This window comes from Bacteroidales bacterium, assembly GCA_016709865.1.
In the GTDB taxonomy this organism is placed as follows: domain Bacteria; phylum Bacteroidota; class Bacteroidia; order Bacteroidales; family VadinHA17; genus LD21.
This window is the reverse complement of record JADJLX010000005.1, coordinates 1,878,849-1,891,287: the sequence shown is the minus strand read 5'-3', so window position 1 is coordinate 1,891,287 and position 12,439 is coordinate 1,878,849. Positions and strand designations below refer to the sequence as shown.

The following is a 12,439-nucleotide window of genomic DNA, read 5'->3' as shown; positions in this document are numbered from 1 at the left end:
AATATCCTGAACTGTTTATTTCTGTATCGGTCCCCAGTCAATCAAAGTATTATTCTCAAAATAGAGCCAGGTACTCTTAAAGATCCACTCTTCCTTTATTATGTTGCCGCTTATAGTCCTGTTAATCCTTTCTGCATTTCCCCAACTGTCTTTAACCATTTCAGAATTCATCCCCTTCCATATCTTTCCTGCGTTTAAACGGGCTGCCATACCTGACCCGTATTTGTTCTCTAGATAGGCGAACCTGCTCATTGGCTCATTCTGAGCAGCTTGGGTATTCTTAGCCTGTTGCTGAGGCTGAGATTGTTTTGCCTCTGTTACCACAACAGGTGTCATATCTATTACTGCGTGACGTCTGAAAATATATCCTTCGTTCTCTTCAAAAAGTACATGAAAATATGTGCTGTCAGAACCAAGTACTTCAACATGTGATCCGGAAGGAACAATAAGTATTACTGTTGTAAGATCATCCTTTGTACTGAACAGACGGCTTGATGATTTAAGTGTGGCTGTAACTTTACCATTCTGGTTTCCTGTCTGATTCTGTTCAAGATTCTGAAGCAGCTCTGCTCTGTTAGCCTGTGCCTGAGCAAATAATACTGAAATAAAGAAGACAGAAATAAGTATAATCTTTTTCATCCGTATAGAATTAATTTTAATAGGTCGGATGCAGCTCGCATGTTGATTTTGTTCATGCAAGTTTTTGTTTTTAATTAAACATGCTCGGTTCATATATGTGAATTTATCTGTGTATCTCAAAAACTGTACCAATAATGAAAGGCGTAAAGGCATAAAGGCATAAGGGCTTAAAGGCAAAGATCTGATTGTCCCCTGCGCCCTTGCGCCATTGAGCCATTGCGCCTTTACGCCGTCTTTCTTATTAGCATCAGTCCGTCTCTTACCGGAAGTATAACAACTTCTGTATTCTTTTGACTGATAATCATTTCATTAAATTCGATAACCCCTTTTGTCTGGGGATCTTTTAAATCATCCTCAATTACTTTTCCGCCCCACAGAACATTGTCGGCCAGAATATAGCCTCCAGGTCTTACTTTATCTATTACTAGATTATAATATTCGGTGTATTCCCGTTTATCTCCGTCGATAAAAACAAGATCGAAGGTAGTATCAATTGAAGGAATCAATTCAATAGCATTGCCTGTAAGCTGTACAATTTTAGAATCCACGCCTGCCCTGCAGAAATAGGAATGAGAAAATGATTCAAGTTCATCATTCAACTCAATAGTTATGAGTTTGCCTCCTGGCTTCAGTCCCCTTGAGAGGCATATTGCCGAATAACCTGTAAATGTCCCTATTTCCAGTATATTCTCAGGATTAATCATTACCGAGATAAACTCGAGCAGTTTCCCCTGCAGATGGCCGGATGTCATATTAGGATTTACAAACCTGATATGAGTCTGCCTGTAAAGATCTGCAAGAACCTGATCTTCAGGGGAGGAGTGGGAAGAGATGTACTGATCAAGTTTTCTGTTCATATTATATTCTTAAAAGGCTTGAAGACCGGAGACCGAAGTTATCCGCAATCAACAATCCGCAATCCGAAATTCTTCTTTCACTTCCGTCTTCGGTCTTCCGTCTTCGGTCTATTTATAAGTCAGAGTTGAGAGCTTTCCCGGCTCAAAAATATCATTCGCAGTCTCAAGTAATTCTGAAGCAGTGATTGAGTCTATCTTTTTGCAGATATCTTCAATAGTGTCAATCTTGTTAAAGACAAGAAGACTTTTTCCAAGGCTTAACATCAGGCTTTCGTGATTCTCATATCCTCTTGCCAGATAACCTTTTATCTGGTTCTTTGCCTTGCTCAGCTGTATTGTTCCGAGTTTTGTCGTTCTGAGTTTATTCAGTTCTGACATAGCAATTGAGATACTTTTATTAAGGTACTGGGCATCAGTTCCGAAATAAATCGAAAAGATCCCGGTGTCGCAGTAAGGATTATAGCTCGACTCAACATTATAAGCTAATCCGTTCTTTTCTCTGAGTGACAGGTTTAACCTTGAGTTAAGTCCCTGTCCGCCAAGAATATTATTAAGAAGAAACATGCCCATTCTTTTCTCGTCTTTCAGATCATAAGCAAGATTTCCAATGATACAGTGATTCTGGAATGTGTCTTTCTTTTTGGTAAGACTGGCAGGTTTGTATGTCCAGCTTTTATTTACCCTTGGTACATTATTATATGTAACAATACCTGCAAAATGGGTTTTAAAGAGCTTGAGTATTTTATCATCCGAGATATTTCCGACAGAGCAGAAGACCATCTCATGAGTATTGTAATTGTTTCTGATAAAGTCTGTTACGGTTTTTTTGGAATATGATTTAACCGATTCGGGAGAGCCCAGAATATTTCTTCCAATAGGTTGACCGGCAAATATTAGTTCTTCGAAATCATCAAAAATGAGCTCCGAGGGATTATCCAGATAGCTGTTGATTTCCTCAATTACAACATCTTTTTCTTTTTCAATCTCTTTCTCAGGGAATATTGAATTAAATGTAATATCACTTATAAGTTCAATTGTCCTTTCATAATCTTCTTTGAGAAATGAGGCATGTATTGCTGTTTCCTCTTTGGTTGTGTAGGCATTCAACTCTCCCCCGACATCTTCGAGACGGCTAAGTATGTGGTATGCTTTACGTTTACCGGTTCCCTTAAATAGCATATGCTCTATGAAATGAGCTATCCCGTGTTCTTTTTCTGTTTCATCTCGGGATCCGGTGTTTATAATAATCCCGCAGTGAGCTACCATTCCCGGGATCCTGTGGTGAACCAGCCTGATGCCATTATCGAGTGAGTGAAGGAGAAGATCCATCGCATGCTTTTAGTGAAGATGCAAATGTACCACATGATTAAAATGATTCCAAATAGAATTTTTTTTAATAAACTATTTGCTTACTCAGATTTGAGGTTTATATTTGCAGTCCGAAAAGGAGGTGCCATAGCTCAGTCGGTAGAGCAATGGACTGAAAATCCATGTGTCCCCGGTTCGATTCCTGGTGGCACCACTTAAAAAAGAGCGGGAGTGAGAGCGAAAGCGAGCACTCTCGCTTCTTTTTTCTCAAAACTCCCACACACTCACGCTGTTTTATCAATGAGTACAATAACCAGCGGGTTTCTAAATTATCTGGATTACTTTAAAAATTGCTGAAGAAGATTTGTAAGTTCAGGCTGCTTAAGAGGTTTTATTAACATTGCATCGCAACCAGCCTGGAATGCTTTGGATTTGTCAGAATCATATGCATAGGCTGTTTGAGCTATGACAATTATATTCTTATTAAATTCTTTTATGAGTTTTGTTGCCTCATACCCATCCATTCCTGGCATTCCCAGATCCATCAGTACAATGTCAACATGAGTACTTTTTACAGTTTTTAATGCTTCTGAACCATCAGAAGCAAGCAGAACTTCAAAATTGCTTTTCGAAAGAATTGCTTTTATCAGTAGTAAACTGGCATAATCATCGTCAGCTATAAGTATGACTTTTCGGGTCGGGAATTCAGATATTATTTCATTTTGATCAGTTTTATTCAATTCCGCAGTATCACCGTTCGATTTATAGGGATGAGTAAAGTAAAAGGTTGATCCTTCATTAAGTACTGACTCAACCCAGATTTTGCCTCCCAGCAACTCCACTAAGTTTTTGCAGATACTCAGACCCAGACCCGTTCCACGGTAAAGCTTGTTGTTCGAATCAGCCACTCTCGAAAAACGCTGAAATAATTGGCTGATCTGCTTTTCAGTGAGTCCGATACCTGTATCCCTGACATAAAACCGGATATACTGATTGCCTGATTTTCCCAGCACCTCATATCCAAAATGAATAGACCCTTTTTCAGTAAATTTGATAGCATTGTCGATCAGATTCGACAATATCTGAAACAGGCGGATACGATCGGTATTAAGGGAAAGATCCGTTGCCTTACATTCATTTATAAGCCTTACATTCTTCTCTCCGTGTAAGCTTGTTTTATTAGAAAAAATCTCTTCCAGTTCAGTAAATATTTTATCTATCTGGCACTCCTTCCTGTCAAGTTTCAGACGGCCCGATTCAATTATCGAAATGTTCAGGATATCGTCTATTAACTGAAGGAGCATTTTACAATTGTGATTTATTATCCTGTTGTATTCCTCCCTCTGCTGGTCTGAAAGTTCCCTGTCGTTTAAAAGGCCTGAAAAACCAATTATTGCATTTAATGGAGTGCGAATCTCATGTGACATGTTGGCAAGGAAGCCTGATTTCAGGCGTTCAGACTCCTCTGCTTTTGCTAACGCGACTTCGAGCTCCGAAGTTCTTTCCTGAACCAGCTTTTCCAGTCCGCTGCGGTGTTTTTCCAGTTCAGCATTTTGCTCCTCGATAAGTTTCTTTTGTTGCAGGGCAAAATCACGTTGTTCTGAAATCTCAGTATTTTGCTGCTGGATCTCGATAGTGCTTTCTTTAACTTTTTCAATTAATATTCTTTTATCCCTGCGAAGTGAGTACTCTCTTAAAACTATTATAAGGTATACTATGCCTAAAATAAAGATGATAATTCCAAGGCGGAACCATGTTTTTTGCCAGAATGGATGATTAATTACCAGATTTACTTCAGTAGGCTTCTCGCTCCATACTCCGAAGTTATTTGTACCCTTAACCTTAAAAACATAATTTCCCGGAGGAATATTTGCATAATGAACAGAGTTATTTGTTGAAGAGTTATTCCATTTCTTCTCGAAACCTTCAAGATAATAGGAATATTTTATACTTCCGGGATTAGAAAAGAAGAGTGAACTAAATACAAAGGTAATAGATGACTGATTATAGTCCAGAACAATCGTATCATTGTTGTTTATTGGAAGTTTCAGTGATTGGTTCTTGACATTGATAAGTGACTCTCCAAGAATTTCCAGGTCGACAATGCGTACCGGCGAATTATTTTCCTGATAAATAATCTCATCAGGGTTGAACCAGGTCAGTCCGTTAGTTCCTCCAAAATAGAGGGTTCCTGACTCACCCCTGAAGACCGATGCTTTATTGTAATCGTAGTTCTCTAAACCGTTATTTCTGTTAAAATTTATAGTTTGTCCGGATAGTGGATCGAATCTGCATAATCCGTTATTTGTACTTAACCACAAATAATGTCTTAGGTCTTCCTGAATACCAACAACCATATTGCTTGGCAGTCCGTCTTTCTGAGTAAAATGGGTTACTTTGCCTGTGTTGGTATTCAGCCTGTTTAATCCCCCTGAGTATGTTCCCATCCACAGGATAGTATCATTATCCAGGAACAGACATTCAATATATGTGTCATTTATTGTTGTTGAATCCGCCTGAACATTAATGTATCTGGTAAAATGTTCTCTTTTTTCATCGAGTCTGTTTAGTCCTTCTCCGGCTGTCGCTATCCAAAGATTGTTTTTCGAATCAACAACAATATCATTTATGTAATTACCTGATATTGAGTACGGATTCTTTGAGTCTGGCATGTATCTTTTAACTAATCCGGTTGACTTGTCCAGACTGCAAAGTCCTCCTTTCGCGGTTCCAATCCACAGAATCCCGTTTTTATCCTGGGTAATGCACTGAATTGTGTTGTCGCTGAGTGACAGGCTATCGGAAACATTTTGCTTGTAATACCTGAATGTGGAAGAGCTTTTCGGGAGACAATTCAAACCGCCTTCTGAAGTTCCTATCCAGAGATCACCATCTCTATCGGTAAAAAGAGAAAATACTATGTTTACATTAATTGATTTGTTTCCCTGGTTCGCCAGATAGTGGGTGTACGTCTCTGTTAACCGGTTATATCTGCTCAAACCCTTATTTGTTCCAATCCATAAAAACTGGCCTTGTTCCAGGATTGTCCAGACTGTCTTGGATAGAAGGCTGTTGGGATTCCCCTTATCCATGTTCAGGTTGTTGAAATTATTACTGCTTAATAAGTTAACTCCCCCGTTTTTTGTTCCAATCCATAATGCACCTGACCTGTCCTCAAATAAACTCAGGATCTGGTTATCGCTGAGACTTTTATTTTCATTCGGTGAGTTTTCAAGATGGTAAATTTTCTTAGTTTTCAGATCAAGGTAATTTAGTCCGCTTTCCTTTGTTCCAATCCAGATCCTGTTATTTCTGCCTATAAGCATTGCCTGTAAGGTATTATCCCCTTTTGCAGAGCTTTTGCCTTCATTATAAATATAGTGAGTAAACCTGTCAGAAGATACATCAAGACTATTAAGTCCTGAAAATGTGGAGATCCAGATCTGTTTTTCATTATTAACAGCTTGTTTTACCTGCCAGATAGTGTCACCGGAAATAGATAATTTATCCGTGGGATTGTGCTTAAAATGCTTAAACCCTCCTTTTGCTTTTTCATAGAGATTAAGACCTCCGCCGTAGGTTCCGATCCAGATCCTCTGTTTACTGTCGATCAGAATATCATAAACAATATTTGATGATAATGAACCCGGATCTAAAGGATCGTAAAAGTAATTTTTAAAGTTTTTACGGGTACTGTCCAGAACACTTATTCCATTTCTGGTTCCTATCCAGATATCAGAATTATTGTCCTCTGCTATTGAGTAGATAATATCGCTGCAAATGCTATTCCTGACTTCCGGTTTGTTCCTGAATCTGATAAATTCGCCGGATTTCTTATCAAACCGGTTCAGGCCTCCTCCTTCTGTCCCAATCCAGATAAATCCTTTTGAATCCTCAAATAAAGCATTCACCCATGAGTTTGAAATAGATGCACTATCGAAAAATTCGTGCTTGTATATTTTAAAATTGTATCCGTCATAACTGTTCAGACCATCCTTTGTTCCTATCCAGATCAATCCTTCTTCGTCCTGTATAATTGAGTAAACAGAATTATGCGAGAGTCCATTCTCGAGTTGCAGTCTGCTTATTGAGATATTTCCCTGGCAAAATATATCATATTGATTGCAAATAAGAAGCAGTGCTAAAAGAAATACGGAGTGTTTCTTTCCGGCTTTTATTGGAAGAGATTTTTTCATGAAATTCTGTCAGGTCAAAATTATATTTTAATTTTAAATATAAAACACATTAAATAAAGATTGTAAAATAGAATGAAGAGGATCTTTATTGCATTAGAAATTAAGCCGGAAGGAATCCTTCTTGATACTTTTTCAATGCTTAAACACAACCTAAAGAATGAAGCAATAAAATGGACAAAACCTGAGAACATTCATATTACACTTGTATTTCTTGGAGATACCTCTGAGGCTAAAATCTCACCATTATGTGAGATGCTAAGGGAGAAATGTGATGGATTTGGAATGTTTAACCTGACCCTGAACGGAACAGGGATTTTCAGAAGCATCTCCGACCCGCGTATAATCTGGATTGGGTTAATGACATCTGAAAAACTGCTGAAATTGAACAGGGCAATAGTAAATGGATTAGGAAGTATTGGCATAAAAACTGAAGAAAGACCTTTTAATCCTCATCTTACTCTTGGCAGGATTAAGCATATCAACGACAATGAGACATTTAAAACTGAAGTTGAGAGGTATAAAAATCAGTTTTTCCAGTTAGTGCCAGTCTCTCAGGTTATCCTGTATGAAAGCATTCTACTGCAAACCGGACCAATATTTAAACAGTTAGGATGTTTTTCTTTGCTTTAGAAACCAGAATGATTATAGTCAATCATTCAGATTATCTTTGAAATACACCTCAATTTCAGCATTTCCTCTTTTAATATTGATTCTTTGGATAACCACCTTTACTATGTCGTGGCCAGTATGATGTGAGAGGTCTTTTAAGAGTTCTTTTCTGTTTCCGGGTTTAAGTAATTCAGCCTTACTGTAGATGATGTCAAGTTTGCTTAAACTCTTTTTTTGCAGAAACAATTCCAGGGAAAGTGTAATGAGTATAACGCTGATATTAATTATTACCGCACCAATAACCGGAGGTGGTATATTAGCCTGGGAATTGATTACAGAAATCCCGATAACAAGGAAAACATATGTTATATCCTTAACAGAATACTGAATGGTCCTGAAACGAATAATTGCAAAAATTGCAAATAGTCCGATAGCCAGTCCCATCTGAAGATCCAGGGTGCCCAGGATCCCGCAGATCAGAAAAATCATTACTCCGATAAGGATATAGGAGAATAAAAACTCTTCCTTCTTTGAAAACCTGTAATACACTAAAACTACAAGGATATATAGCACTAACAGATTTACAAAAAAGCGTATCAGGATACTCCATAATGTGGTGTCCTGTACAAAAGAATTAACATCCATAGTTTTATCATTTTAAAGTCTGTGAATACCTTTCTTTAACTCTGCTTGTTGAACTTACCAATAAATATATTAGTAAAATTGGATAAACCCGGCAATAATTTAAAGTATTTTTGCAAATAATATAGCAGACAGGGCTAACGAAGTTCTGATATGTTTATTATAAATTTTATCTGACAGTTAACCATAGCTTATGCAAATGAATAATGCTCAGAATTAGTGTTTTCCGGAGATATTTGTTAATAATGGATCAAAAATGCACATTAATATCAATTATCTTTTTATACGGTTTATTGATATTATCATGCGGCAATACCCCTTCAGATTATAACTCTGCAATGATAAAAAAAGACATTAATAATTCAGACTCTAAAATGTCATTCCCCTATGATTTGAATAATCCGATTGAAAAATATACTCTGCCGGAAAATCTCACTGAGGTTTCCGGAATTGCATATTTTGATGGCAATAAGATATTATGTATACAGGATGAAAAGGCAGATATCTTTGTTCTGGATTTTGGCAATAAAAAGATCTTAGAAAAATACAGATTTGGCAAAGATGGTGACTTTGAGGACATTGCAGTTGTAGACCAAACTGTTTATGTTTTAAGGAGTGACGGGCATATTTTTGAAATAGAAAATTTCGATAAGAAGAGCATAAGGGTTACAGATCATAACACCCCGTTGTCATCTAAGAATGACACGGAAGGACTCACTTACGACATACAGTCAAACTCACTTTTAATAGCCTGCAAAGGAACTCCGGACATTAAGGATTCAGAATACAGGAAATCAAAAGCGGTATATTATTTTGATCTGCAACTGAAGAAACTAAAGAGAGAACCTGCATTCCTTGTTGACCTGAAGACACTTGATGGCTTTAAGCCTTCAGGTATTGCAATTTGTCCGGTTACAGAGGAGATATATCTTATTTCGGGGAGTAACAGGGTTCTGATCAGTGTTGGAAGAGATGGTAAAACTCTCGGTATCTATCATCTCGATCCCGCCCTTTTCAGGCAACCTGAAGGAATATGTTTTTCCCCGACAGGTGAACTTTACATCTCAAATGAAGGAAGTGGAAGAAGGGGTAATATTTATAAATTTATACGACATTAATGATATTTGATGAACTGGATCTGGTTCCCGAATTGCTGGAATCAATAAATTACATGGGCTTCAGGGAAGCCACACCAATACAGGAAAAGGCTATTCCGGTTATTCTCTCTGGCAAGGACCTGATTGCCTGTGCCCAGACCGGAACAGGTAAAACTGCTGCGTTTCTCTTACCGATAATGAATTTTATTTCAATTACACGGCCAAGTCATACCCATACGCTAATACTTGTTCCAACCAGGGAACTTGCTATACAGATTGACCAGCAGATACAGGGACTGGCTTATACTCTCAATATTACATCTTTAGCAGTATATGGCGGAGGTGATGGCAGCGGTTGGGACCAGGAGAAGGCTGCCCTGTCAAAGGGAGCTGATATTATAGTAGCAACTCCGGGAAGGTTAATTTCACATCTAAATCAGGGTTATGTAAAATTCAATCAAATTGAAGTGTTGGTACTCGACGAAGCTGATCGTATGCTTGATATCGGGTTTTATGACGATATTATGCGTATAGTTTCTGCTGTTCCAAAAAAAAGGCAAACGCTGATGTTCAGTGCCACAATGCCTCCTAAGATAAGGGCAATGTCGCGACATATAATGAAGAATCCTGTTGAGATTGCACTTGAGATGTCGAAACCCGCCGAAGGTGTTATTCAGGTTATCTATATGTTGAGCGATAATCAGAAAATTCCGTTGATAAATACACTGATTGCTGATAATCCGGAATATACAAGTATCCTGATCTTCAGTCCGACAAAAAAGAAACTGAGTGATATTGTACGGGGACTTCGTTCAAAAAAATATCTCGTTGAGGGAATTTCATCCGACCTTGGACAAAAGGAGAGGGAAGAGACTCTTGCAAGGTTCAAATCGAGAAAAACAAGGGTACTTGTTGCCACTGATGTTTTAAGCCGCGGGATAGACATAAAGGATATAAATCTTGTGATAAATTTTGATGTTCCGTCGGATGCCGAGGATTATGTTCACAGAGTGGGCAGGACAGCCAGGGCAGAAACAACAGGATCGGCCGTTACCCTTGTAAGTAAGGAGGATTTGTATAAGATGAGGAACATCGAGAAACTTATCGGATACGAGGTAACAAAGAATCCTCTGCCTGCTTATATCATTGAAAATCATCCGGAAGTATTCACTCCCCGGCACTCTTCTGCGAAAACCGGGAGAGGCGGTTTTAAGCACAGGTATAAGAAAAGCAGGAAAAAGCCCGGTACCGATCAGGGTAATTAATGTTGCGGAATATTTTGATATAAGTACCAAAAGTATTTATATCTTTAGGATATTATTGGGGAAATCCATAAAATCTGATATGAAATATAAAACTCTTAATGTCATCAGGGTATGCACAGTATTCCTGCTGGCTCTTTACGGACTAAGCAGTCCTTTATTATCGCAGGATATTCTAATCCTTAAAAGTGGAAAGGAATTAAAAGTAAATATTGTTGAAGAAGGAACTGACATTATCAAATATCGGGAATATGATAATCCTTCAGGACCGTTGTACACAGTGCCAAAGTCAAATGTAGCCAGTGTTAAATATAAAAAAGAAGCTAGAGAGATTACCTATAATAAAGCAAGGGAGTCGGAAAAAACTGCGGGTGATATTTCAACTCCTTCCGTAACCAGGGGGATACTTACTGCCAAAAAGAAAAATGTTTATCTCGATGGCGTAGTGCAGGCATCAAGAAGTGTAAGACTCATTATGGAAGATCATCCCGAAGCCCTGGCATCATATGAAAAAGGAAAGAAACTGTGCAATTTAAGTACAAGCTGTGCTTTTGGTGTAATGATTACCAGCTTCGCTTTTACCCAGGTTGTAAATAAGAAAGAGACTTCTGAGGAAAAGATTCGTGCCGGTATTCCAGGACTTGTTATAGATGGCGGTTTTATTATTGCAGCAATAATAATGTCAGCTTCCGGTAAGTCGAAGATCAGAAATTCAGTTACTTTATATAATTCGGCTGTTAATAAACCAGTGTCATATAAACTTGACGTGGGTTTACAGTCAAACGGAGTTGGTCTGGCACTGAAGTTCTAGTAGCCGGAACTACTCATCTATCGTCTGGTTATTCATTTTTGTATAGAACGACCAGTAAAGCCCTAAGCTCACGTAAGGGCCATTCCATTTGATAGTTAATAACTCATCTCCCTTATGAGGGTCGACATAAAAGTTATAGTATTTAATCGGGTCTGTGGTACGGTCTTCCCATTGCGCTTTAATTTTCATTGAACGGATGCCTCCTCGTAAGCTTGCACTGAATCTTTTTGATATGAACCAGTCAGCACCTAACGCTGTGTGGAATCCCATTCCGGTGTTTGAATACATGTTATACTGAATATTATTGAGTTTTATGTACCCGCTCATAAAGGCCAGATCGAGCCCCGGTTCTATTATTGCAATAAGGTTATTCTTATGGTTTAGGGAACGACCGTAATACATAATTATACTTGTATAAAAATTCTTAAGTTGTATTTCGTACGTTCCTGCACTGTTAGTTGCATAGATGGCATCTGAAGGTGTAACGAAGAACTGGACCTCATCACCTAACCAGTGTCTTTTCATGTTCCCCAGAGCCATGTTCATCTTGAAACTAAAAGGAAATGAACGGGTATTTCCTCCGATTGTTGCTTTCGGATCGCCCAGCCTGTCGCGCCAGAATACAAGTAATTTGTCATCAGTCTTCCTGTTGAAATTCTGGACTCCTCCTCCCAAACTGAATTTTATGGATTTCATTGTGCCTGCATTATCAATCGGAGCTACAGGCTTGTTTTCTGTTTCCGGCTGACCCGCCTGTGTATAATCAGCTATTATTCCATCCTGGTAATGAATACTTTTTATATCACTTATAAATACTGAGTAAATTGCCGCCGGTTCTCTTTGACCGAATTTCTTGTATTTTATTTCTGTATTATTCTTTTCGACAATTGTTGCAGGTATAACCTGCCCTGATTTTACAAAAATGGTATCCTGGGCACTTAAAAACAAAGGGAAAGCAAATAGCAGAACAATGAGAAGGCGGTTTTTCATTTTACAGAAGTTTTTATGATGGTCCGAT

General features: G+C 38.2%; 10 protein-coding genes and 1 tRNA gene. 5 read left to right on the top strand and 6 right to left on the bottom strand.

Annotated features, from left to right (window positions below; all coding sequences use genetic code 11):
* Nucleotides 1-15 precede the first annotated feature (15 nt).
* The 3 genes from IPJ16_16270 to IPJ16_16260 all read right to left on the bottom strand — a co-directional run bounded on the left by IPJ16_16270 (nt 16) and on the right by IPJ16_16260 (nt 2,825).
* Nucleotides 16-639: a hypothetical protein gene (locus IPJ16_16270; protein MBK7628726.1), complete on the bottom strand. Its 624-nt coding sequence runs from the start codon at nt 637-639 to the stop codon at nt 16-18.
* Nucleotides 640-863: 224 nt separating this feature from the next.
* Nucleotides 864-1,496, bottom strand: a complete 633-nt coding sequence (locus IPJ16_16265) for an O-methyltransferase (GenBank protein ID MBK7628725.1) — start codon at nt 1,494-1,496, stop codon at nt 864-866.
* 108 nt (nt 1,497-1,604) lie between these two features.
* Nucleotides 1,605-2,825, bottom strand: coding sequence for an insulinase family protein (locus IPJ16_16260; protein ID MBK7628724.1), 1,221 nt, complete (start codon nt 2,823-2,825; stop codon nt 1,605-1,607).
* A 120-nt stretch (nt 2,826-2,945) separates the two neighbouring features.
* Between IPJ16_16260 and IPJ16_16255 the strand changes: the two genes are divergently transcribed.
* Nucleotides 2,946-3,018, top strand: a tRNA-Phe gene (locus tag IPJ16_16255).
* Nucleotides 3,019-3,142: 124 nt separating this feature from the next.
* Here IPJ16_16255 and IPJ16_16250 read toward each other — a convergent pair.
* On the bottom strand, nt 3,143-7,000 hold the full coding sequence (locus IPJ16_16250) for a response regulator (protein MBK7628723.1): 3,858 nt from the start codon (nt 6,998-7,000) through the stop codon (nt 3,143-3,145).
* A 72-nt stretch (nt 7,001-7,072) separates the two neighbouring features.
* Between IPJ16_16250 and thpR the strand changes: the two genes are divergently transcribed.
* Nucleotides 7,073-7,630, top strand: a complete 558-nt coding sequence (gene thpR, locus IPJ16_16245) for an RNA 2',3'-cyclic phosphodiesterase (GenBank protein ID MBK7628722.1) — start codon at nt 7,073-7,075, stop codon at nt 7,628-7,630.
* 18 nt (nt 7,631-7,648) lie between these two features.
* Here the strand turns inward: thpR and IPJ16_16240 are convergent, their stop codons facing one another.
* Nucleotides 7,649-8,254 carry a DUF4956 domain-containing protein gene (locus tag IPJ16_16240; protein ID MBK7628721.1) on the bottom strand — a complete coding sequence of 202 codons (606 nt, stop codon included), beginning with the start codon at nt 8,252-8,254 and terminating at the stop codon, nt 7,649-7,651.
* Between the two features lie 335 nt (nt 8,255-8,589).
* Between IPJ16_16240 and IPJ16_16235 the strand changes: the two genes are divergently transcribed.
* The 3 genes from IPJ16_16235 (at nt 8,590) to IPJ16_16225 (ending at nt 11,421) form a co-directional block, all read left to right on the top strand.
* Nucleotides 8,590-9,369, top strand: coding sequence for an SdiA-regulated domain-containing protein (locus IPJ16_16235; GenBank protein ID MBK7628720.1), 780 nt, complete (start codon nt 8,590-8,592; stop codon nt 9,367-9,369).
* Nucleotides 9,369-10,613: a DEAD/DEAH box helicase gene (locus tag IPJ16_16230; protein ID MBK7628719.1), complete on the top strand. Its 1,245-nt coding sequence runs from the start codon at nt 9,369-9,371 to the stop codon at nt 10,611-10,613. Before IPJ16_16235 ends, IPJ16_16230 begins: the two co-directional genes overlap by 1 nt.
* A 79-nt stretch (nt 10,614-10,692) precedes the next feature.
* Complete coding sequence (locus tag IPJ16_16225; GenBank protein ID MBK7628718.1) at nt 10,693-11,421, top strand: hypothetical protein; 729 nt, start codon at nt 10,693-10,695, stop codon at nt 11,419-11,421.
* A gap of 9 nt (nt 11,422-11,430) precedes the next feature.
* Here IPJ16_16225 and IPJ16_16220 read toward each other — a convergent pair whose 3' ends face one another.
* Nucleotides 11,431-12,411, bottom strand: coding sequence for a hypothetical protein (locus IPJ16_16220; protein MBK7628717.1), 981 nt, complete (start codon nt 12,409-12,411; stop codon nt 11,431-11,433).
* Nucleotides 12,412-12,439: the final 28 nt, after the last annotated feature.